Origin of the sequence: Leclercia sp. S52 (assembly GCF_039727615.1) — a bacterium.
In the GTDB taxonomy this organism is placed as follows: Bacteria; Pseudomonadota; Gammaproteobacteria; order Enterobacterales; family Enterobacteriaceae; genus Enterobacter; species Enterobacter adecarboxylatus_B.
Genome location: NZ_CP152474.1, coordinates 2146670 through 2169170, shown reverse-complemented (window position 1 = coordinate 2169170; position 22501 = coordinate 2146670). Strand labels below are relative to the sequence as shown.

General features: G+C 55.1%; 20 protein-coding genes and 1 pseudogene. 11 read left to right on the top strand and 10 right to left on the bottom strand.

Annotated features, from left to right (window positions below):
• The first annotated feature begins 89 nt into the window (after positions 1 to 89).
• The 3 genes from AAHB66_RS10440 (at position 90) to AAHB66_RS10430 (ending at position 3136) form a co-directional block, all read left to right on the top strand.
• The gene (locus tag AAHB66_RS10440) at positions 90 to 1226 is read left to right on the top strand and encodes an alpha/beta hydrolase (protein ID WP_347116151.1); all 1137 of its coding nucleotides are present in this window, start codon (positions 90 to 92) and stop codon (positions 1224 to 1226) included.
• A gap of 59 nt (positions 1227 to 1285) precedes the next feature.
• Positions 1286 to 2458 carry an MFS transporter gene (locus AAHB66_RS10435; protein WP_347116149.1) on the top strand — a complete coding sequence of 391 codons (1173 nt, stop codon included), beginning with the start codon at positions 1286 to 1288 and terminating at the stop codon, positions 2456 to 2458.
• Between the two features lie 165 nt (positions 2459 to 2623).
• Positions 2624 to 3136, top strand: a complete 513-nt coding sequence (locus AAHB66_RS10430; protein WP_347116148.1) for a GNAT family N-acetyltransferase — start codon at positions 2624 to 2626, stop codon at positions 3134 to 3136.
• A 123-nt stretch (positions 3137 to 3259) separates the two neighbouring features.
• Here the strand turns inward: AAHB66_RS10430 and AAHB66_RS10425 are convergent, their stop codons facing one another.
• The gene (locus AAHB66_RS10425; RefSeq protein ID WP_347116146.1) at positions 3260 to 4024 is read right to left on the bottom strand and encodes an SDR family NAD(P)-dependent oxidoreductase; all 765 of its coding nucleotides are present in this window, start codon (positions 4022 to 4024) and stop codon (positions 3260 to 3262) included.
• Between the two features lie 34 nt (positions 4025 to 4058).
• Positions 4059 to 5054, bottom strand: coding sequence for an alpha/beta hydrolase (locus tag AAHB66_RS10420; RefSeq protein WP_347116145.1), 996 nt, complete (start codon positions 5052 to 5054; stop codon positions 4059 to 4061).
• A gap of 313 nt (positions 5055 to 5367) precedes the next feature.
• On the opposite strand from AAHB66_RS10420, the gene AAHB66_RS10415 reads away from it, so the two are divergent.
• Together AAHB66_RS10415 and AAHB66_RS10410 are read left to right on the top strand one after the other, a co-directional pair.
• On the top strand, positions 5368 to 6270 hold the full coding sequence (locus tag AAHB66_RS10415) for a LysR family transcriptional regulator (RefSeq protein WP_347116144.1): 903 nt from the start codon (positions 5368 to 5370) through the stop codon (positions 6268 to 6270).
• Positions 6271 to 6301: 31 nt separating this feature from the next.
• Entirely contained in the window at positions 6302 to 7210 is a 909-nt protein-coding gene (locus AAHB66_RS10410; protein ID WP_347116142.1) for a LysR family transcriptional regulator, read from the top strand.
• Positions 7211 to 7341: 131 nt separating this feature from the next.
• Here the strand turns inward: AAHB66_RS10410 and pgaD are convergent, their stop codons facing one another.
• The 8 genes and pseudogenes from pgaD to AAHB66_RS10370 form a co-directional block, all read right to left on the bottom strand.
• Positions 7342 to 7719: a poly-beta-1,6-N-acetyl-D-glucosamine biosynthesis protein PgaD gene (pgaD, locus tag AAHB66_RS10405; protein WP_347116141.1), complete on the bottom strand. Its 378-nt coding sequence runs from the start codon at positions 7717 to 7719 to the stop codon at positions 7342 to 7344.
• Positions 7716 to 9050, bottom strand: a complete 1335-nt coding sequence (gene pgaC, locus AAHB66_RS10400) for a poly-beta-1,6-N-acetyl-D-glucosamine synthase (protein WP_347116140.1) — start codon at positions 9048 to 9050, stop codon at positions 7716 to 7718. Before pgaC ends, pgaD begins: the two co-directional genes overlap by 4 nt.
• A pseudogene (pgaB, locus tag AAHB66_RS10395) lies at positions 9047 to 11063 on the bottom strand (poly-beta-1,6-N-acetyl-D-glucosamine N-deacetylase PgaB). The gene pgaC and the pseudogene pgaB overlap by 4 nt, the downstream one beginning before the upstream one ends.
• Before the next feature lie 9 nt (positions 11064 to 11072).
• Positions 11073 to 13475, bottom strand: coding sequence for a poly-beta-1,6 N-acetyl-D-glucosamine export porin PgaA (gene pgaA / locus AAHB66_RS10390; protein ID WP_347116138.1), 2403 nt, complete (start codon positions 13473 to 13475; stop codon positions 11073 to 11075).
• A gap of 386 nt (positions 13476 to 13861) precedes the next feature.
• Positions 13862 to 15277 (bottom strand): porin family protein, encoded by a 1416-nt coding sequence (locus tag AAHB66_RS10385; RefSeq protein ID WP_347116137.1) that lies wholly within the window; start codon positions 15275 to 15277, stop codon positions 13862 to 13864.
• 52 nt (positions 15278 to 15329) lie between these two features.
• Positions 15330 to 16073, bottom strand: coding sequence for a Slam-dependent surface lipoprotein (locus AAHB66_RS10380; protein WP_347116136.1), 744 nt, complete (start codon positions 16071 to 16073; stop codon positions 15330 to 15332).
• A gap of 327 nt (positions 16074 to 16400) precedes the next feature.
• Positions 16401 to 16670 carry a hypothetical protein gene (locus tag AAHB66_RS10375; RefSeq protein ID WP_347116134.1) on the bottom strand — a complete coding sequence of 90 codons (270 nt, stop codon included), beginning with the start codon at positions 16668 to 16670 and terminating at the stop codon, positions 16401 to 16403.
• Positions 16671 to 16819: 149 nt separating this feature from the next.
• On the bottom strand, positions 16820 to 17086 hold the full coding sequence (locus AAHB66_RS10370; RefSeq protein ID WP_347116133.1) for a hypothetical protein: 267 nt from the start codon (positions 17084 to 17086) through the stop codon (positions 16820 to 16822).
• A gap of 122 nt (positions 17087 to 17208) precedes the next feature.
• Here AAHB66_RS10370 and AAHB66_RS10365 point away from each other — a divergent pair, with 122 nt between their 5' ends.
• From AAHB66_RS10365 to osmV, 6 genes are all read left to right on the top strand, one after another.
• A complete protein-coding gene (locus AAHB66_RS10365; protein WP_347116132.1) occupies positions 17209 to 17832 on the top strand; it encodes a glutathione S-transferase in 624 nt (207 codons plus the stop codon).
• A 168-nt stretch (positions 17833 to 18000) separates the two neighbouring features.
• Entirely contained in the window at positions 18001 to 18744 is a 744-nt protein-coding gene (locus AAHB66_RS10360) for a YoaK family protein (RefSeq protein WP_347116131.1), read from the top strand.
• A gap of 257 nt (positions 18745 to 19001) precedes the next feature.
• The gene (osmY, locus tag AAHB66_RS10355) at positions 19002 to 19712 is read left to right on the top strand and encodes an osmoprotectant ABC transporter permease OsmY (RefSeq protein WP_347116129.1); all 711 of its coding nucleotides are present in this window, start codon (positions 19002 to 19004) and stop codon (positions 19710 to 19712) included.
• Between the two features lie 18 nt (positions 19713 to 19730).
• Positions 19731 to 20630, top strand: a complete 900-nt coding sequence (gene osmX, locus AAHB66_RS10350) for an osmoprotectant ABC transporter substrate-binding protein OsmX (protein WP_285110893.1) — start codon at positions 19731 to 19733, stop codon at positions 20628 to 20630.
• Between the two features lie 9 nt (positions 20631 to 20639).
• On the top strand, positions 20640 to 21287 hold the full coding sequence (osmW, locus tag AAHB66_RS10345; protein WP_142489310.1) for an osmoprotectant ABC transporter permease OsmW: 648 nt from the start codon (positions 20640 to 20642) through the stop codon (positions 21285 to 21287).
• Positions 21287 to 22435 carry an osmoprotectant ABC transporter ATP-binding protein OsmV gene (osmV, locus tag AAHB66_RS10340; RefSeq protein WP_347116128.1) on the top strand — a complete coding sequence of 383 codons (1149 nt, stop codon included), beginning with the start codon at positions 21287 to 21289 and terminating at the stop codon, positions 22433 to 22435. Before osmW ends, osmV begins: the two co-directional genes overlap by 1 nt.
• Positions 22436 to 22501 lie beyond the last annotated feature (66 nt).

Genomic DNA, 22501 nt, shown 5'->3' with positions numbered 1-22501 from the left:
TATGAATCTTAGCAACTTTCGGCCCCTAATCAGCACTATTTCTGCTAACTATACTGGTCTCCACACAACAACACAGCCCGGTGCCTTTTATGAAAACGTTCACCCGAAAACTGACAGCTGCCATACCTGCGATGCTGCTGTGCGCATCCTTAAGTGGAGTAACAACAATGAGTTATGCAGATACCACCAATCCAAACGCGCCCGTTTCGATGATCGCGAAGTGGGATAAGACTTTCGCCGAGAGCGACAAGGTCGATCACCGCAAGGTCTCCTTCCCGAACCGCTACGGGATCACCTTAGTGGCCGATCTTTATCTGCCTAAAGACCGGGGCGACCGCAAGCTGGCGGCGATTGCGATCGGCGGGCCGTTTGGCGCGGTCAAAGAGCAGTCCAGCGGCCTGTATGCCCAGACCCTGGCTGAACAAGGGTTTGTGACCCTGGCGTTCGACCCCTCTTACACCGGCGAAAGCGGTGGCCAGCCGCGTAACGTCGCCTCGCCAGATATCAACACCGAGGACTTTAGCGCGGCGGTAGATTTCCTGGGATTACAGAAAGAGGTGGATCGCAACCGTATCGGCATTCTCGGCATCTGCGGCTGGGGCGGAATGGCGCTGAACGCGGCGTCCATGGATACCCGCGTCAAAGCGGTCGCCACCAGCGTGATGTACGACATGAGCCGGGCGATGGGTCACGGCGTGGGCGATGGCAAAGACCGCTACTCTGCGGCCGATCGCCATGCCGTCCTGCAATATCTTAACGAGCAGCGCTGGAAGGATGCCGAAAGCGGCACCTTCGCCCACGGCGGCCACGATATTAATGTCGACCAGAACGGCAAAGTAAGCGCGGCTGAGCGTATTCTGCCGGAGGCGCTGCCTGCGGATCCGCATCCGGTGCTGAAAGAGTTCTTCGATTACTACCGGGTGCCGCGCGGTTTCCATGAGCGTTCGGTGAACTCCACCGGCGCATGGACCGCGACTATGCCGCTGTCGTTTATGAATATGCCGCTGCTGAGCTACGCCAAAGAGATCGGCATCCCGACGCTGATCGTCACTGGTGAAAAGGCGCACTCACGCTATTTCGCTGAAGATGCCTACAAAGCCGTCGGCAGCAAACAGAAAGAGCTGGTAATTGTCCCGGGCGCTAACCATGTCGATCTGTACGACAACGTCGCCGGTAAAATCCCGTTTGCGCAGTTCGGGCAGTTCTTCAAAACCAACCTGAAATAACTCTATCCGCCACCTGTTCCTGGCAGGTGGCGTGTTTTTCCCCTTCGTGAAATCTGACTATGTCCACACTGAGCCAATCCACACAGAGTAACGAACACGCGTACTGGGGCGGTATATTCGCCATGACCCTGTGCGTATTTGTCCTGATTGCATCGGAGTTTATGCCGGTCAGTCTGCTGACCCCCATTGCCGGCGATCTGGGCGTCACCGAGGGGCTGGCCGGCCAGGGGATTGCCATCTCCGGCGCGCTGGCGGTCCTGACCAGCCTGAGCCTGTCCCATATTGCCGGGAATATGAATCGTAAAACCCTCCTGCTGGGCATGACGGTGTTGATGGCAGCATCAGGGCTGATTATTGCTTTTGCGTCCAGCTACCTGGTCTATATGGCCGGACGCGCCCTGATTGGCATTGCCATCGGCGGTTTCTGGTCGATGTCCGCGGCGACGGCCATTCGCCTGGTGCCGCAGCATCAGGTCGCCCGCGCGCTGGCAATTTTCAACGGCGGTAACGCCCTGGCGACGGTGGTCGCCGCCCCGCTCGGTAGCTATCTCGGAGCCACCATCGGCTGGCGCGGAGCCTTCCTGTGCCTGGTCCCGGTGGCGATCGCAGCGTTTATCTGGCAGTGGTATAGCCTGCCCGACATGAAGGGGAACAATCGTCAGACTTCCCGCGGGACCGTCTTTCGCCTGTTCCGTCTGCCTGTAGTTTCCGTCGGTCTGCTGGCCTGCGGTCTGTTCTTTATGGGTCAGTTTGCGCTGTTCACCTACGTGCGCCCGTTCCTGGAGACCGTGACTCACGTCAGCGCCTCGGGTTTATCGTTGATCCTGCTCACCATCGGCACGGCGGGGTTTGTGGGTACGCTAATCGTTGCCCTGTTCCTGAATGCCCGATTTTACCTGACGTTAATGGCCATTCCACTCCTGATGGCGGCCATCGCCGGGTTGTTGATCCTGATCGGACACAGCGTCTGGATCGTCGCCCTGCTACTAGGCTTCTGGGGTCTGCTGGCCACCGCAGCACCGACGGGATGGTGGACGTGGATCGCCCGTACCCTGCCCGATGATGCAGAGGCCGGCGGCGGGCTCATGGTGGCGGTGATCCAGCTCTCGATTGCGCTGGGTTCGACGGCGGGCGGCATGGTGTTCGATAACTTCGGCTGGCAGAGCACCTTTGCCATGAGCGGGATATTGCTGCTGAGCGCGGTGGTGCTGACGTGGTTCACCTCGCGGTAGAGCAAGGTGGCGGGTTAGCTGGGGCCGTAAGGGATGCGGGCCGCTCTCTGGCATGGCGGCTTTCTCTTGTGACTCATGCATATAATGGATGCGGTCATATCTGCGAGAGAACTTTCGTTATAGATTAGAAGCCGTTAGTTTTTTAACCGGGACGGGATACCTTTTATGACATTACAAATGCGGCAGGCCACCCTGGCGGATGCCATGTTACTTAGTGAACTGGGTTACAGGAGCTATCGCGCCCACTTTAAACATCTGTGGGTGTCAGAATCGGAACTGAACCAGTTTTTAGCTGATGAATATTCTCTGCCCGCACTTGAACAAAGTCTGCAGGATCGCCGTGTATGCTGGTATGTGACAGAGACCGATCGCCCGATTGGTTTTGCGAAAGTGACTTTTGAAACCACCATTCCTGATACGGATATATCAGGGGTGCTGCTTAGCAAGCTCTATCTTGATCCTGCTGAGACAAGCAAAGGCTATGGTGAGCGAATGTTTGCAACGATTAAAGCGCGCGCCCGGGACACTGGAGCGAGATTTTTATGGCTGGAGGTGCTTGAACAGAACGAACGCGCTTGTCATTTCTATAACAAACTGGGCATGGAACACATCAAAAGCACCCTTTTCACTACGGCTTCGCAGCAGAGCGTCATCCTGATCATGGGGCTATCTTTATAGCCTGGTGGCGTGAGTCCGGCGGTGGCCCACGCTCCAGAATGAAAAAACCACGGCATTAATAGTAAGACATTCTTAAGCTTAGAATGGCCAGAGCCTGCCGCAGGCATCTGGCCAGAGGATGGCTTAACGCATGGTCAGGCCACCATCAATCGAGATGGACTGGCCTGTGACGTAGGATGACGCATCGCTGGAGAGCCAAAGCACCACGTCCGCAATTTCTTCAGCTTTGCCATGACGCTGCATAGGCACGCCCTGCACCATCGCCTCCAGCGCCTCTTTCTGCCCGGAGGCGACCATGGCATCAACCATAGGGGTCCAGATCAGTCCCGGGCAGACGGCGTTGACGCGAATATTGCGCGCGGCATACTCAAGCGCCGCACTTTTGGTCAGGCCAAGCACGCCATGCTTGGCGGCGTGGTAGTTAGCGCGTTCTGCCCCGCCCACAATCCCGCCGATAGAGGAGCAGTTCACGATAACGCCGCTGCCCTGCTTACGCATCTGCTGCAGTTCGTATTTCATGCAGCCCCATACGCCGCGCAGGTTCACCGCCGTGACGCGGTCGAAATCTTCTGCGGTGGCATCGGCAATCTCGGCCAGCACATTCTGGATCCCGGCGTTGTTGAAAGCGATATCGAGGCGGCCAAAGGTGGCAACGGTCTCCTGCACCATCGCAGCGACATCGTCCAGATCCGCCGCATTGCAGGTCACCGCCTGGGCGGTGTAGCCCGAAGCCACCAGCGACTCGGCGGCCTCTTTCACCGCCTCTGCGTTGATATCAGCCAGCATCACCGATGCGCCCGCCGCAGCGTAGGCTCGCGCGGTGGCAAGACCAATCCCTGAAGCGGCACCGGTCACTAAGGCAATTTTATTTTCAAGTGAATAAGTCATAAATAATTTTCCTGATTGAATACGAAGCTGGCTGTTAAAGGTTTTTACTAAAGAACGCAGCGAGTTTTTCTACCGCCGGGTTGACGTACTGCGGCTTGTCATATAAATCAAAATGGGATGCACCAGGAATTATCATTAATTCTTTAGGCTGCTGCGCATTATCCCAGGCCTGCTGGCTAAATTTACGGGTTTCCGCTTTTTCTCCGGCAATTAATAATACCGGCCGGGGAGAAATATCCGCCATATGCTCCAGCGGATAATAAGCCATATGCAGTCCCGGACTGGTTACGACATAGCGGTTTCGGGCATTCGGATGTGCCCCGCGTGGGGTGAGGTAATATTCCGTCGCCTCCCGCACAAAATTCGGCGTACTGGCATTGACGCTGTCACGCGCCGGGAGCAGCTGCTCTACCTGCACCGGCGCACCGGCGGCCTCTTTATTTAACTGCGCATCGACGCTTTGCAGTAATTTCAGCCTGTCGGCAGCAGAGACAGGCGATCCTTCAATACCGTTTCGGGTTGCATCCCCGATGTCATAGGTGACTACCCCGGCGACCGCTTTAACACGCAGATCGGTTTGCGCTTCGTGGAGGGTATAGCCGCCGCCCGCACAGATGCCCAGCGTTCCGATGCGGGCGGCATCAACCTGCGGCAGACTGCTGAGATAGCCAATCGCGCTGCGGATATCCTGCACCCGGTCGGCCGGATTTTCCAGGTCACGCGGTAAGCCTCCGCTTTCCCCGTAGTGAGAGGCATCATAGGCCAGGGTAATGAATCCGCGTTTCGCCAGCTGCTGAGCGTAAAGACCGGACGTCTGCTCTTTTACCCCGCCCCAGGGATGGGAGACAACAATCGCCGGGTATTTTTTCGCGCTATCGAAATCGGGTGGCAGGTAGAGATTGGCCGCCATTTTGATTGTGCCGTTCTGGAATGAAACTTTTTGCGAATTCATGACATTAATACCTTCTGCCACGGTGGTGGGTTGGGTTTGTGCAGAGAGTGCCGTATTGGCAATAAGTAATGATGCCAATAATAATGAAACCTTAGATAAAGACATGACGCCTCCTGACCGATATTTATATCAGCATGTTTAAAGTGTTTAGGAATAATTATTACGAACATCCGGAGCAGGGAAAATAGTCACACCCCCGCCCTTCGCATTTATAATATTTGTTTCATTACGCCCGGTAGAGTTATTCCCGGCTATTCATATTGGCTTGCTGATAAATATACATAACGTATTAAGCCCCTACCAGTGCGGCTGGTTTCTTGCATTCATAAACAGAATTCATTAATCTTTTAAAGCCTGTCTTATCCCTTTGTCGCTTCTGTGTGAGGAAGAAATGGCTCGTGAGGGTTTCAGTGATTTATTAGCACTTATCGCGATAGCGCAAACCGGGAGTTTTACCCGGGCCGCGGCGCAGCTGGGTGTCACCCAGCCCGCGTTGAGCGCCAGCATCCGCGGTCTGGAGGAGCGGCTCGGCGTGCGTGTGTTGCTGCGCAGCACGCGCCGGGTAAGCCTGACCATGGCGGGTCAACACCTTGTGGACAGGATCGTTCCCGAATTTGAGTACATTGAGAAAGAACTTGAATCCTTAAACGACCTGCGGGACAAACCGACCGGCACCCTGCGCATCACCGCCATTGACTATGCCATCCGCCAGGTGTTGTGGCCCAAACTCTCACCCTTTTTGCAGCAGTATCCGGATATCACCGTTGAGCTGATCAGCGAGTATGCCAGCGTCGATATTGCCGCCAGAGGCTATGACGCCGGGGTCAGATTCGGCACGGAGCTGGCGCAGGATATGATCTCGGTGCGAATCAGCCCGGATGTAAAGAATACGGTGGTGGGATCGGCAGACTATTTTAGGCGCTATCCGCATCCCGAGCGGCCTGACGATCTTGCACAACAGAGAGGCATTCGGCTGCGCACTTCCACCTATGGCGGCCTCTATGACTGGGAGTTTACCGAGGGTCAGCGCGAGTTCTCGGTCAGGATCGGCGGCCCCGTCATCTGTAATAACGCTTACGATATTCTCGAAGCCGCAAAAGCGGGGTTGGGTCTTGCCTACCTGCCGCAGGATATGGTTCAACCCTGGCTGGATACAGGCGAGCTGGTGTCGGTACTCGAAGACTGGTGCCCGCTCTGGCCGGGCCTGCATCTCTACTACCCTAACCGGCGCCAGCATTCCCGCGCGATGACGCTGATGGTCGAGGCGCTGCGGTTCCATGAGCATCAGCCCTGACCGGGCTTTTAACGCATAAACGAGGCGGAATATGTCAGGCGAAATTTTCAGGGATATCGTGGCATTTATCACTATCGCCCGGGAACGCAGTTTTACCCGGGCGGCCGCCGAACTGGGCGTATCCCAGTCGGCGTTAAGCCATACCATCCGCAACCTTGAGGCGCGGCTGGGGCTGCGACTGCTGATCCGCACCACGCGCAGCGTCTCTCCCACGGAGGCAGGGCTGCGCCTGCTGGAGCGGGTGTCACCCCGATTCGATGTGATTGCTGATGAACTGGCCTCCCTGAGCGAACTGGGGAGTAAGATCGCCGGGACCGTGCGGATCACGGCGTCGGATTTCGCCTGGAACAGCTTCGTATGGCCGCGCCTTTCCCCTGCGTTGCTTCACTATCCTGACGTGAAGCTGGAGGTATCGAACGATCCGGCCCTGACGGATATCGTTGCCGAGCGTTTTGACGCCGGTATCAGGCCGGGCGACAGGATCGGTAAAAATATGGCGTCAGTCCGCATTTCACCGGACTGGCAAAACGTGATTGTCGCCTCCCCTGATTACCTTTCCGGAAAAGAACGCCCGCTCACGCCAGAGGATTTATTGCGGCACGCCTGCATCAACACCCGATACTCTATGAAGGAGGGTATCAGCCCCTGGGAACTCAAAAAGGGGGACGCCCTTCAGGCCTGGCGTGTCGATGGCCCGTTGATCTTCAACTCGGTGTATGCCGCGCTCGATGCCGCGCTGGCGGGATACGGCTTTGCTTTTGTGCCGGAAAACCTCGCCCGCCCCTGGCTGGATAATGGCACTCTTCAGGCAGTGCTGGAGGAGTGGTGTCCGCTGCGGCAGGGGTTTCACATTTTCTATTCCAGCGAGCGCCAGCTCCTGCCAGCGCTCTCGATGATTATTGAGACGTTACGTTATGAGCCAGGGTTCATGCCCTCCTGAATTAAGCGAGCCGCAGGTAATCCATAAAAAACCTGCCAGCATACATCCAGAATGACCGGCAGGGTTTTCGTTACTCGCTCTGTTCGTTAGCGAGGATTTTCGCCATCCACACGCGGTCAATTGCCCCCGTATCATAATGGGCGAGGGTAAAGACCTGCGCCTGACTCATCATTAGCGCCAGTTCGGGGGGTGATATTGAAACTTGCCGCCACTTCATGGTGCTCAAGTCCAGGCCGACGCTTACGACGTTCAATACGAAAGCGCAGCTGGTTGTATTTTGCCCAGGTTATCAGCGCCAGACTGATAAGACAGGCCACCAGCAGGTAGACACTCAACGTACTGAGCGTGGTGTAGAACGGCCTGGTCCCCATCAAAGGATCATGTTCAATCGCGTTTATCAGACCACTGTAAATCAGCCAGCTAAACCCCAGCCAGGCAACGATGGTTAACAGGGAATCCAGCACGCGTGGAAACAGCCGTTGTTCAGTAAAAATTAAAGGTTGGATCATGGTTTTAATCTCCCAATACCGCGATCGGGACTCACCCACCGAGCTCTGCTGCGTTTGCGGCGCAGCATGACTTTCGGGAAAGCCACAAGCGTTGTGAACAGGCTCAACATCCAGTACACCACCGGAAACCAGATAACCCAGAACAGTGACGCCGCAATACCATTCTCGTAGCGTCTTTCAATAATCAGACTGACCGCGAACTGCAACAGACAGACCACGCCCAGCATCAGGCCAGTAAAAGCCGGTGGGAAAAGGTGCTGAACATATAAAGAATCGGGCATCGGAAAAAGCAGCCCGATGAGAAACAGCAGAATGGTGACGGCATAGGCAAAGGCCCATGCGGTTGACATACAAAACTCAAGAAACAGAGGCCACATGCGCCGGTACTCCCAGCCCCACAAGCGACGCATATTGACAATAAACACCTCCGCGCCCCCCTGCGCCCAGCGCAGACGCTGCTTCCAAAGCCCTTTCAGCGTCTCGGGCATCAAAATCCAACACAGCGCACGAGGTTCGAAGAAAATTGACCAGTGGCGCAGTTGTAACTTCCAGCTGATATCAATATCTTCCGTGATCATATCCGGGCTCCAGTACCCCACCTCTGCCAGGGCGCGACGGCGATAAGCGGCAATGACACCGGAAACGGTAAAGACCTGACCATAGACGCGCTGGGTACGCTTGATGAGGCCGATGATAGAGGAAAACTCTCCCACCTGGACTCGCCCAACCAGCGTTGAACGCGTACGGATCCGCGGATTCCCGGTCACGGCCCCCACGCGAGGGTGATTGAGCAGCGGTGCGACCATATACACCGCCGCATCCTTATCCAGCAGCGCATCACCATCAATACACACCAGAAAATCACTGCGCGCCGCCGCGGCACCCGCCTGCAGGGCGACCGCTTTGCCCTGATTTTCCGCCAGATGAATCACCCGCAGCCGCGAATATTCACTCGCTAACTTGTCCAGCACGGCCGCCGTGCTGTCTATAGAACCGTCATTGATAGCAATCACTTCTATATTTTCATAACGTTGCGCCAGCGCCGCTTCGATAGTCTCACGTGCATTCAGCCCTTCGTTAAAGCACGGCACAAGAATGGAAATCAGCGGATTGCCTGCGAGTGTAGGTGGCGGTGTACCTGGCCCCCATGGCCAGTAGCGCTCGCGGTGAAACCAGAAGTAAAGCCCACCGCTCATCCAGAGGGCTGACATAAACAGCGGCCAGAAAAAGACGAAATCAAGGATCACTTCACCGGTAAAAACCACCGCCACGCCGAGCGGAAAACTGAACATCAGGCAAAGGATCAGGAAGGCGATGAGGCGATCGGTCATTTTTGCGGATACCAGTAGGAGGAAAAAGCAGAACGGATCTCTGCCATCCGGGGTTGATCGTTAATGAAATCGTCCGGGTAGTAGCCATAGTTTCCGGCACCGCTCAGCTTGAGCTGCCGCATCCACCCGTTAAGCATTTCACCGCTAATATCGTCCTGCCCTGCCCCCTTACGCCAGTCGCGTGCCTGAAGTTCAAAAACCGTTTTATCCAGCGCGCCAGGGAAACGGGCTACCTGCCCGACGAGTCTGTCCAGCCAGGCATTGGCATCGTTGACCGGGACATTTTCCATCAGCGGCATCGCCATCGGGGCTGTCCAGTCGTAGGTGCTGAGAAAATCATTCAGATTCTGCGCAAACCAGGTTTCGCTCTCCGGATCCAGTACCGGCATGGCGTAAATGTTGCGGGCGGTTTTGACCTGTGGGCCGCGCACGGCACGCACGGTTTGCGTGAGCTGTCGGGTAAAATCAATCAGGACGCGACTTTTAAAGCGCGTCCAGCGCGCCAGCAGTTGCGGGTTGGCACGGATCTGCGCGAGGTTGTCCGGGAAGCCTGCTAAACGATAGGCTTTGAGCGCATCCGGGGAGGCATCCTCAAAATCGGTCAAAAAAAGCGTCATCGTGGAACAGGATGCCGCTGAAGTTGGCATGGCGCGCCAGGTCCTCGTAGATATCGTTAATTCTCTGCCGGGCAACCGCATTCCAGGGTGATAGGCGCAAATAATGGCGGTTATCGGGCGCAATTCGTCCGTTGTCTGGCGACCAGGCCGCTACGCGAGGCACCGAGGGGTCTAATCCAAACGCCAGTACCGGCATCCAGGCGTAAACTTTCACCCCGGCACGGGTCTGCAACTGCCAGGAAACGAAGTTAAACAGATCCGCCCGCATAGGTAGCCAGCGACTGCGGAAATAGAGCGCATTGACGTTGCCATCCCCTTTCGGATCGGCATAGGCCTGTAAAAAGACATGGGTTATCTTCATATCGAAAACACGCTGGATGAGCAGATCGATATTTTTACGCTGTTGAGCCGGGTTTTTGTCGTACACATAGTCGAGATCGATATGCATCACCCGCATGGTATCAGGTTCTCTGACCTGAGCTATCTGGCTGGCGAAGCTGCGCAGCGAAGGGTTGTTGGAAATCAGCACCCGGGGAATGTCTTCCAGATTGGCGGCATTCGCCAGCCCCTGATTCAGGGTGAAAGCCATCTGGTAGCCCTGCTGATGCGCGAGCTTCAGTGTTGTCCCGCTCGCCGCACCGTAGGGCCAGACCCAGGCTCGCGGTGCTTTCCCGGTGACCTCTTCGATTTTGCCCGAAATGCGCGACAGGTCTGCATTCATACGCTGTTCAAACTGCGCATCCGTTTCGTACTGCCCGGTGGTTTTATCGTATAAACGGTTAGCGGCTGCGGGTTCCTTGCTGCCTTGCGGATTGGCCTGATGGCCATAATGGGATGCCCAGGTGTGCGCACCCACTTCCACGAGCCCCGACTCGCTGGCCTCGCGTACCATCTTCCAGGTGGCAAATTTTTCCCGCGGCGTCTTAAGTCCGCCAAAATCCACCAGCGAATGTTCAGGTGCATCCACCCAACTGCCGACGGGCGCCCACAGAGCAGGCCATTTGAACAACCGGAGCAGCGGCAGAACGCGCGTCGAGAAGCTACTGTATCCATCATCAAAGGTCAGCAGCACCGCCTTTTCAGGCAAGGTGATTTTCCCGGCATGGGCATCCAGCACCTGCTGCACGCTAATCGGGTGGTAGCCGTTATCATGCAACCAGGCAAACTGGTCGTTCAGGGCGCTGGTGCGCACGGACAGATAGCGCTGATCGGCGGCACCGTCCTCCACGTCATGCCAGGCCAGCACCAGAAAGCTGTTGGTGGGCCAGGGCTGGTCCGCATACAGCGGCGCCCGCTCGGCGGGAGGAAGATAACGCGGTGCCGCGGCCAATGCACACATGCTCATCATCATCCACCCGACTATTACCCTCGCGGCGAGAAGCCATCGTTTCATCATGAAGCGCCCTTAAAACCTGACATTCAGATCAAATGCGAGGGCAATATTGCGCTCCCGCTTACCATCGTAAGGACGCTTATCCCAGGTCAGTTTCACCCCGGCATCCACTACGTTATTCCATTGAATACGTTGCCCGTAACCTAACTGATTGATGGCCCCAGCGCTGTGCCCCTTTTGCCAGTAACCGCCCGCTCCCGCCTCAAACTGCTGCTTCCAGACCGTGTCGTAATGGCGGTACAGCACCTGTTCGGCGCGCAGTCCTGCAACCGCCGAAAGATCGCGTTTGGGGTTGTAATAAGGCACATTTTCTTTGCTGTTATCACTGCCGCTGATGCCAGGGATAAAATCCAGAGTAAAACGTGGCAGCGTCCAGAGACGCTCTTTACCGCTGATGCCGTATTCCAGTCGATCGTTGCCGTCGGTGAAATGGGCGCCGGAAAACGAAAGTTGATATTCGCGTCGTTCGTTCTGATACCAGCGTAACCACAGATCGCCACCGTTGGCGTTTACCCCATTGCGCAGGGCACGCAGCGGCGTGTTACGGGATAACCGCTCCGCCGAGCCCCCGACCCGCCAGCTGTCGCTGAAATCGTACCAGCCAGAGAGGCGTCCGCCGATTTTCTGATCGCTGCCATCGTTGCGCCCGGAGACCTCCATTTCGGCCCAGCTATTCCTTGACGTCCATTCCGCGCCCGCCAGCAGGTCCCGGCTTATTCCCTTCCCTTCCTCAAACTCGCCACGGGCGAAGTTGTAGCCGGTAAACAGTCGCCAGTTTTGGTTCACAGGTGGGCTATAAAGCGCAGTGTTGAGGGTAAAATCATTTTTGCCACTGACCGGACTGTCGGATGAGATGCCCTGAGACCCGGCTATCCGCAGTTCAGCTTTGTTATGCACCGCCATCAGTCGTTCAAGCTGCAACGTGGCGGCGTCATCCGGGCTGCGGGTGACCACATCCTTCGTCAGTTCGTCGGCCTGCTGCCACTCCTGGAGCTCCATGGCCGTCCATGCTTGTTGCCTTTCCAGCGCAAGGTTGCTGGGTTCAATGACTTCGGCAAACTTAAGTTCGCGCTCTGCGGCACGAGGTAATCCTCTCGCCAGCAGCACTGATGCATAGGCAATACGCAGCGCCTGGTTACCCGATCCCGTACGCGCCAACCGCTCCGCATGCTTCTCGGCTGCAGGCAAATTATCGGTGGCTACCAGATATTCGGTTTGTAAGGTTCTGGCCAGCAGCCAGCTGTCATTAGGCTGCGGGGTGGGAGAACCATAGACCTGTCGCAGGTAAGGGGTCTCTTTAGTGTATGTATCCAGTTGCTGCTTCGCTTCGTCGAAATGGTTGTTATCGAGACGGGCATACAGCAGTTCCTGTTGATCGTCCATGGTCATCGGCTGTGATGCCAGGGTCGAGCCACGCGGAAAATAGATGCTTTCAAGCAGCGACTCGGCTTTGTCCGGCTGCTTCTGCGCAAGATATGCAGAAGCGATCCATCTTCTGGCGTAGTCAGGAACAGGCGTTCCGCTCGCCTCGAGCGATTCAAATTCGGCGATCGCTTCATCCATGTGTTTACGGATAACCAGCGCCCCCAGCCGGTCAATTCTGGCGCGTCGCACATCACCTTGCGCCTCGGGATGTTGTTTCCACTCGGCAATCAGCGCGTCATAGCGAGCCAGTGCTTTATCTGCCACCAGAAATCGTTCATCTTCATTGCGGGTGGGCGTGAACGCAGTGCGGACGGTTTGCGCCGCTGCATCCAGTTCAAGTTGACGTGTAATGGCATCAGGCTGCGGGTAACGCTCTGAAAGGGTCAGCGCGGGGCCGGCAATGCGGTTGGCCGACATGGCAGCCAGCAGCGTGGGCACCACGTTTTTGTTGCGGTCTGAATCGGTATCGATTTGGCTGGCCGCCAGGACTGAATCCCAGTTTTTCCCCTGAGCATGATAAACATAAGCCAGCAGTGCCTCCCTCTCTGGCCCCGGCTCCTCGTCTGCCCAGCGCTGGGCTTCGGTGATGGCCTGCTCGTTGCGATGGGCATCCGCGAGCGTCATTATCCAGCCGGTGCGGGCGTCGCTATTGCCGGGTTCAGCTTGCAGAACGGTTTCCCAGACGGCCAGCGAGGCATTCCACTGCTTTTGGTTACGCAGCGCGCGGGCGGCAGCGACTTGCCCTCTGGCAGGGATGGCCATGCGTTGGCGATAACGATCCCATACCGCCAGCGTCTCAACGTCATTATTGGCCCATGAGGAAACCTGAAGCCAGTCAGCAATCTCTCCCGCCGTTAACTGTGTCTGCTTTTCACGAACGGCAAGGTATTGCAATAAAGGCTGGCGGTTGCCATCCCGTGCCTGAATAATAAGTTCGTCGTAGGCAGACATTTGGGCGTATGCCCATGTCGGGAATAACATGCTCACCATTAATAAGTATCTTCCTGAACGCAATGGTTTAATAACGCAAAAGGAGCAGGAAACTCTGAACATAGCTATCCCTTTATCTCTGTTTTAACGTGAGCTTTTCATTTATTAATGACTAAAAGATGACGAAAGTTTAATAGCTAAGCAAGCAACAAAAAAAGTACAGATAAATTTAAAATGTCATGCTTTTTTTGTATTTATCATTACCCAATCCAGGACTACTTATTCTCAAGCGAAACCTGGACGCCAATCAAAAGTTAGCAGCCGCGCTTACCTTTTACCAATTCATAAAATAAAAAAACACGCCGGGGCGTGCTTTTCATGTTAATCTCATTCTTTCGTATCAGACTTTTTCTGCTTACTCAGTAAAATGGCCTGGTAAACGTCTGTTAAAAATTCTTATCCAGAGAAAACGTGATATTCCTCTGTCGATAATCATAGAAATCGATATTGCTATCGACCCGCTTATAGGTGAAATTCAGTTTCGGCATCACCCCAAAGAAATAGAGGTCACGATGCCAGAGCGAGAGGTTATAGATCTGTTCGTTATCTTTCCGTCGCGTGGAGAAGATATCACTGTCGGCCTGGTAATTGCGTCTGGCAATGGCCGTGGTGGCGGCAAAAGAGAGCTGCCAGGGCATATCAACCTGCACCCCGCTGCGCAAACCTACCCGATGGTTAGATTCACTGCGAGTGAAGGTCTGCTGATCGAGCAGATCGAAGCCGGCAAATCCTGACACCCGGTTACTGAAGGCATGGGACAGGGTTGTGGAAGAGTAACGATTTTGCCCGCGCAAGAAACGATAATCTTCATCATCATAATCCAGTTTCTGATATTCCAGCGCCTGACTCACCTGCCAGGTGGGCGTAAGTAAATAACTGTATTCGGCGCGGACGCCAGGGCCAGAAGAGTACGCCTCGGTGCCATACCATCTTTTTTCATAAAAAGGCAACAGTGCAAATTGGTGCCGGAAATTACGCCATTGATATCCAGCATAAGCACGGGTGGTAATATCATCAAAATCATGATTATTCCAGTAACTCTTACCGTTTACCGTACCAAGAAATCGCAAGCCATGCTGATCGTAGAGTTGAACATCTTTTTGTAATGCGCCATTGAACCAGAAACCTTCTCCGCGCTGAGGGAAACTATCCTTATTACGAATAAACAGGCGATCGCCAACCCGAATGGTTTTACCCGATGAGGCATTATTCACATTGCTGTCATTCAGATAACTCACGCTGAATGAACCCGTTAATGCGCTGCCTTTCTGAATGCGCTCAAGATAGTGTGCAATGACCTGCTGAATATTCTCAGGCGGATTGCTTTGTAATACACGACGAAATTGATAATCAGCCGCGTCAAACTGACGATTTTCAAACATGGCACGCGCTAAATCCAGACGCACCGCAGCAAAGTCAGGATGCCTGCTCAGGATTGCGCGATAGTGTTCAATCGCCTCTGCATAATGCCCCTGACTGCGCGCCAGACCGGCTTTTGCAAAATGAATCAGGGTAGAATCCGGATTGGGTGACGCCGCATAGACAGGTAAAATAGCACTCACCATCGGCCACTTTTCTTCACGAATGGCCTGATCGAGCAGCGCCATCGCCAGTTCTGGCTGTTCCGCCAGTTGAGCATTGGTAACATGCAGCGTCTTTTCGCCAGGCTCGGTGCGCTTGTCCGGCGTGGTCAGTCGTTCAAAGTGGGGAGCAGCAGGAATCGAGTCGGTTTCCGGCGGCGCAGCAAACGCAACGCTGAGCGGGCATAGCAAGCTCAGTGCGCCAGTACGCAAAATATTCATAGAAAGGCTTACCATCTGAAGGTCCGGTCAGCCAGGCTGACCGGAAAACGATTTATTGACGTGTCGCGCCAAAGGATGCGTTTTTAGTCGTGTCTGCAAACTGCGCCAGACCGCCTAACTCTTCAGCCGTAGGACCATTGAAATGTCCGGTGAAGGTCCCCGCCTGCCCGCCGGATTGCGCATTACCGGTGAAACCACCGTTGGCAATGTTGCCCTGCATCGCAACTTCGCTACCGAAAGTATCATTTCCGGCAATGGTGCCGTTGATGGTTTTCGCAGCGAAATCAATGTTAAAGCGAGCATCGCTCAGGATATCTTCACGCATACCGTAACCCACATAGGTCGCTGTACCCTGGGTTGGCACGTTAGCCGCGAGTGTGGCATCTCCGGTGTAGAATACGTCATGCTGCCCTTTTTCATACTGTGTCCAGGTACCGAACGTGGTGTAACTCATACGGCCACAGCACCATGACGTTGAGGAGACCGGGGAATGGTCGTCACGGGTGAGCCGTTGGGTTTGCGTCAGGCCCGCAGAGATCCCGGTGCCGCGCATAACGTATTCACGGCCCTCAGGGGTGGTGTAGATCCAACCAGAAATGGTACCACCGGTAGTCAGGCTGACCGGTGCCGTGGCAGGGGTTTCCGGTGGGGTAACCGTATTGCCGTTATCCGTTTGCACAGGCGCCGTGGTTACCGGGGGCGTGCTGTCGCTACCACCGCCACCGCCGCCACCGCCACCGCCACAGGCAGTCAGCACAAAAGCAGTCAGTAATAATCCAGGTTTTAAGATCCCCATACGCTAAACGTCCTTGGTTGTGAATAAATTCGTAGAATTTGTAACATGATATTTACGAATAAATTTACGCCAAAACATTCAGCATCTCTAATGAATAGTCTTTATTTCCGTTGATTCTAAGATTAATCTTAACAACCACTTATACAACGTTCCGCCTACGGATCGGTTAACCTGCATTAATTTGACTTAAGGCGATTAATTAGCGCTTTTTTCATGCGCTTTCTATTATGTGACCTTATCATCCTCTCGCCTGCTTATAACAAATAATGTCACTTAGTGCCTGTGGACAATACTGTAATTGGCGATGCATTTTCAGTTAGATGCTACTCAATGCCATATTTTCTTTGAGTTACAAAAACAGGCTGTTTCCAGTTCGGGCCTTTTATCACCCCCCATTCTGTCATTAAGGGAAACAATCCCTTTTTCACACAGTTCGTGGAAAGTTTTCATAAATTCTCCTGTTTCAATTGCGTTGAATCGGTATCGTACAAAATATCTATCCAAACTTGCATAACCAATACTTTTCTGAAAACCAGCAAAAAACGTAATGATGTCCTCAACCTTCTCATTTTTGAATAATAAATTTACATCAATCAATTAACCACTCTCCATCTTTATTCTTCTGCTGCTTTAGTAGATCTTCACTTAGTCTGAGCTGTAGATTCCTGCGCTCCAGTAACCCTTACCCTGCCGACGACGCTCTTTCCAGCCCAACGATATAAGTACCCTCGCAATCAGCCGATTCATCACCCCATGCCCCATAAGCAGAACAGGGCCGTTTGATGCTTTTGCACAGGTGACGAGGATATCCGCAGCCTGAAAGGCGCGTTGGGAAGAGGACTGCTCAGGATCTGCAGTGCGCTGGATGCTAATGCCTGACTGGATTGCGGGGGCAAATCACTACCCGTATCAGAAAGGTTATAGTGTGAAATCCAATCTGCCATCTCCAGGCTCGTTACTCTTGAAGAACCTGAAAAAGCAGGCTTTCCATGACGCATCAAAATAATTTCCATACAGTGCTTCTTGTTGTGGTCCTTTTGTCGTAAACAGACTAACGCGATAAAGGCAGAAGGAACTACTACCCTATTTAGGGTTGACCTGTTGTTAACCACCCCATAAAAAGGACGCCTGCACCATGCTAAAAATCCTCGGCAAAACCACCTCCATCAACGTGCGCAAAGTGCTCTGGGCCTGCGAAGAAGCCGGTCTCGACTATCTGCAGGAAGACTACGGCAGCGGCTTTGCCTCGACGGAAACCGACGCCTTCCGCAAGCTGAACCCGAACGCCATGGTGCCGGTGCTGATCGACGGCGATTTTGTGCTGTGGGAATCCAATGCCATCTGCCGCTATCTGGTGCGTAAAGCCGGGCGCGACGACCTGCTCCCCGTGGAGCCGCAGGCCTGCGCCAACATCGAGCGCTGGATGGACTGGCAGGCGACCGAGTTCAACAACGCCTGGCGCTATGTCTTCCCGGCGCTGGGGCGCAAAAACCCAGAGTTCACCGATCCCGCGCGAATTGCGGCGGGAATTACGGAGTGGAACCACCACATGATGATCCTCGAGCAGCAGCTGCAACGCACCGGGGCATGGGTGGCGGGCGAGACTTTTACCCTGGCCGACGTGGTGCTGGGGCTGTCGGTTAACCGCTGGAAGATGACCCCTTTTGAGAAGCCGCAGGTGCCCGCCATCGAGGCCTGGTTTGAGCGTTTAAACCAGCGTCCGGCGTTTTTACGCCACGGGAATAATGGCATGCTATGAACTTAGCCCCTCAAGTTAAATAATCGCTTTCTTGCCAGGGTTATTTTATTTAATTACGAAATCTACACACGCCTCCGGTGCCGTAATAATTAAGCGCTATCCTGGACAATCCAGGAACTGGCTTTGCTAGCCTGATTATTCAGGCAAAGCTCAACCCGGAGGTATTCTTTGCTGATTAAACTCAAGAAAGAACGTACGCATCAGGAGGATCGCCGGCTCGCCCTCTGGCTGGCCACCTCCGCAGGCTTGCTGAATGCCATTGCGCTGGGGGCATTCGGTTTTTTTCCTTCCCACATGACCGGCAACACCTCACAATTTTCCAGCGAAATTTCTTCAACGGATCTGAACGACATTATTTTCTTTGCCACCATTATTTTATCGTTTGTGACGGGCGCAATCATTGCGCGGATAATCGTTTTATGGGGGATCGTGCAGAACGTACGGCTCATTTTTTGTCAGGTTTTGTTTATTGAAGGAGTATTACTGGCGGGCGTCTCTCTGTATGAAATGTATTTTCATACCTTAACAACCAATCGTGAAATTATTGTTTTTCTCTGCGGACTGATGGGGATCCATAATTCAACCTCCACACAACTTTCCGGCGGACGGGTAAGATCCACGCACATTACCGGCACCTTAACCGATGCAGGCATTGCGCTGGCTTCCGTTGTGGTGGCGATGCTACGCCGGGATTTCTCCAAAGATACGGCAGCCCAAAGAAGCCAGCTTAAAACCCATCTCACCACCCTTTTCTCGTTTATCACGGGAGGGATTGCGGGGCTGATACTGTTCAGATGGTTCGGCTTTAATGCAATGCTGGCGCTGGGGCTGATGCTGACTTTTGTAGCCGCTTTCTGCATCATCAGCACCTCGCTGAGGGTGCGAAAAGCCCGGGCTGCGCTGAGCAAATAACAAGTTCACTCTTTCATTAAGTGACGGTGTCACTTAATGAAATTATCTTTAAGACTATTCTGCCTGACCCGAACCAGGCCTTATCCCATAAGGCTTAACCCATGATTTCCCCTGTTTTCATCGGGTTACTGATTTCACCGCTTCGCTGGAACCCTTCCCAATCGCTTGCTATAGCTCAACTACCCCTGCCGAATCATGGCATAACAACAGGCAACCGGTGGTTGCTATAACGCATGCGCACAGGGAGACACATCGCAATGCATCCATTATTCAAACGTTCGCTGCTTTTTGTCGGCGCGATTATCGTGGTCGTCGCCCTCCTCGTCTGGGGAATTGGGCTGGAGACGATCAAAGCGCGCCAGGTTGACCTGGTCTATCTCGGGCAACAGCATCTGATTTTAGTCTTCTCCTCCATGTTCTTCGCCCTGCTGGTCGGTATCCCCAGCGGTATTTTGCTGAGCCGTCCGGCCGCGCGAGGTATCGCCGAATACGTGATGCAAATCTTTAACGTCGGTAACACCCTGCCGCCGCTGGCCGTTCTGGCCCTGGCGATGGTGGTGATTGGCATTGGTGATACCCCGGCCATCATCGCCCTGTTCCTGGCCTCGCTGCTGCCCATCGTGCGTAACACCTACGCCGGGCTGTGCTCGGTGCCGGGCTCGCTGCTGGAAGCGGCGAACGGTATCGGGATGACCAAATGGCAGCGTCTGTGGCAGGTGGAGGTCCCCAACGCCTGGCCGGTGATGCTCTCCGGGATCCGCATCGCCACCGCGATTAACGTCGGTACCGCGCCGCTGGCCTTCCTGATCGGCGCCAGCAGCTACGGCGAGCTGATTTTCCCGGGTATTTACCTGAACGACTTCCCGACGCTGATCCTGGGCGCGGCGGCTACCGCCCTGTTTGCCCTGATTCTGGATACGCTGCTGGCGGCGCTGGGTCGTCTGATGAGCCCGCACCTCGCGCGATAATTATAACAAGGAGCTTCTATGAGACTGTTTACCGGCCTGACGGCGCTGTGCGCCGCCGCGCTCTTCTCCAGCCAGGCGCTCGCCGCGCCGCTGATTCTGGCGACCAAGAGCTTTACCGAGCAGCACATTCTCTCGGCCATGACCGTGCAGTATCTGCAAAAGAAAGGTTTTCAGGTGCAGCCGCAGACCAATATTGCGACGGTGATTTCGCGTAACGCGATGATCAACAAGCAGATCGACATGACCTGGGAGTACACCGGGACTTCGCTGATCATCTTTAACCACATCAACAAACGCATGTCGCCGCAGGAGTCTTACGAGACGGTGAAACGTCTGGATGCCAAACATGGTCTGGTGTGGCTTAAACCCGCCGACATGAACAATACCTACGCTTTCGCCATGCAGCGGAAGCGCGCCGAAGCGGAACATATCAACACCATGTCGGAGCTGGTGGCGAAGGTTGAGCAGGTGCGTAAAACCGACCCGGATAACAACTGGCTGCTGGGGCTGGACCTGGAATTTTCCGGGCGCAGCGACGGCATGAAGCCGCTCCAGGCTGCCTATAACCTGGAGCTGGATCGCCCGCAGATCCGCCAGATGGACCCCGGTCTGGTCTATAACGCGGTGCGCGACGGCTTTGTCGACGCCGGGCTGATCTACACCACCGACGGGCGCGTGAAGGGCTTTGACCTGAAGGTGCTGGAAGATGATAAAGGCTTCTTCCCGAGCTACGCGGTAACCCCGGTGGTGCGTAAGGACACGCTGGAAGCCAATCCGGGCCTGGAGGAGGCGCTGAACACCCTCTCCGCCCAGCTCAACAACGACGTTATCACCGAACTGAACAAGAAGGTGGATATCGATCATCAGTCACCGCAGCAGGTCGCCCGTGATTTCCTGCGTAGCAAGCAGCTGCTGTAAGGAGGCGCTATGGATACGGTTCACTACATTATTGATAACTGGGGCTATCTGTTAACCCTGACGCTGCAACATCTGTGGCTGGTGGCGCTGGCCGTGGGCCTGGCCATCATTATTGGCGTGCCGCTGGGTATTCTGATCGTGCGCCACAAATGGCTGGCAACGCCGGTGCTGGGGATTGCTACCATCGTGCTGACTATCCCGTCCATCGCCCTGTTCGGGCTGATGATCCCGCTCTTTTCCATGATCGGTCAGGGTATTGGCGCCCTGCCCGCCATTACGGCGGTATTCCTCTACTCGCTGCTGCCGATTGTGCGTAATACCCACACCGCCCTCGACAGCCTGCCACCCGGCCTGCGCGAAGCCGGTCGCGGCATCGGCATGACCTTCTGGCAGCGTCTGCGCTGGGTAGAAATTCCCATGGCGCTGCCGGTGATTTTTGGCGGGATCCGCACCGCCGTGGTGATGAATATTGGCGTGATGGCGATTGCCGCCGTCATCGGCGCGGGCGGGCTGGGCCTGCTGCTGCTTAACGGCATTGGCGGAAGCGATATCCGTATGCTGATTGCCGGTGCACTGATGATTTGTCTTTTAGCGATTGTGCTCGACTGGTTACTGCACCGTCTGCAGATCGTTCTGACTCCAAAGGGGATTCGATAATGATAAAACTGGAAAACCTCACCAAACAATTTTCACAGAAACAGGGCCAGAGCTTTAAGGCCGTGGACAACGTCAACCTGAACGTGCCCGAAGGGGAAATGTGCGTGCTGCTCGGCCCGTCCGGCTGCGGCAAGACCACGACCCTGAAGATGATTAACCGCCTCATTACCCCAAGCAGCGGCAAGATCCTGATCAACGGTCAGGACACCACCGACATGGATACCGTCACCCTGCGCCGCAACATCGGCTACGTGATCCAGCAGATTGGTCTGTTCCCGAACATGACCATCGAAGAGAACATCACCGTGGTGCCGCGGATGCTGGGCTGGGATAAAGCCCGCTGTAAAACCCGCGCCGAGGAGCTGATGGATATGGTGGCGATGGATCCGCATAAGTTCCTCAACCGCTATCCGCGCGAGATGTCCGGCGGCCAGCAGCAGCGTATCGGCGTTATTCGTGCCCTGGCGGCGGATCCTCCGGTACTGCTGATGGATGAGCCGTTCGGTGCGGTCGACCCGATTAACCGCGAGGTGATCCAGAACCAGTTCCTCGAGATGCAGCGCAAGCTGAAAAAGACCGTGATGCTGGTGAGCCACGACATCGACGAGGCGCTGAAGCTGGGCGACCGCATCGCCGTCTTCCGTCAGGGGAAAATCGTTCAGTGCGCCAGCCCGGATGAACTGCTGGCCAAACCGGCGAATGAGTTTGTCGGCTCGTTCGTCGGCCAGGACCGCACCCTGAAGCGCCTGCTGCTGGTGTCGGCGGGGGATGTGACCGATCAGCAGCCAACCCTGACCGTGCGTCCGGCGACGCCGCTGCCTGAAGCCTTTGCCATCATGGATGACAACGACATCCGGGCCGTGACCGTGGTGGACGAAAACGGTAAACCGCTGGGCTTTGTGAAGCGCCGGGAAGCGCGTCAGGCCAGCGGCACCTGTGCCGATCTGATCCACCCGTTCCGCATGACCGGCAAGGCGGAAGACAATCTGCGCGTGGTGCTGTCCCGTCTGTACGAGAGCAACACCAGCTGGATGCCGATTGTCGATGAGGAGGGGCGCTATAACGGCGAGATTTCCCAGGACTATATTGCGGAGTATCTCAGCTCCGGGCGTACCCGCCGGGCGCTGAATATTTATAGCGAAAGTTAATACTGTAAGCCGGGCAATGCCCGGCTCTTTACGTTGCTAACCCCACGATTTCCCCCCCACAATGTT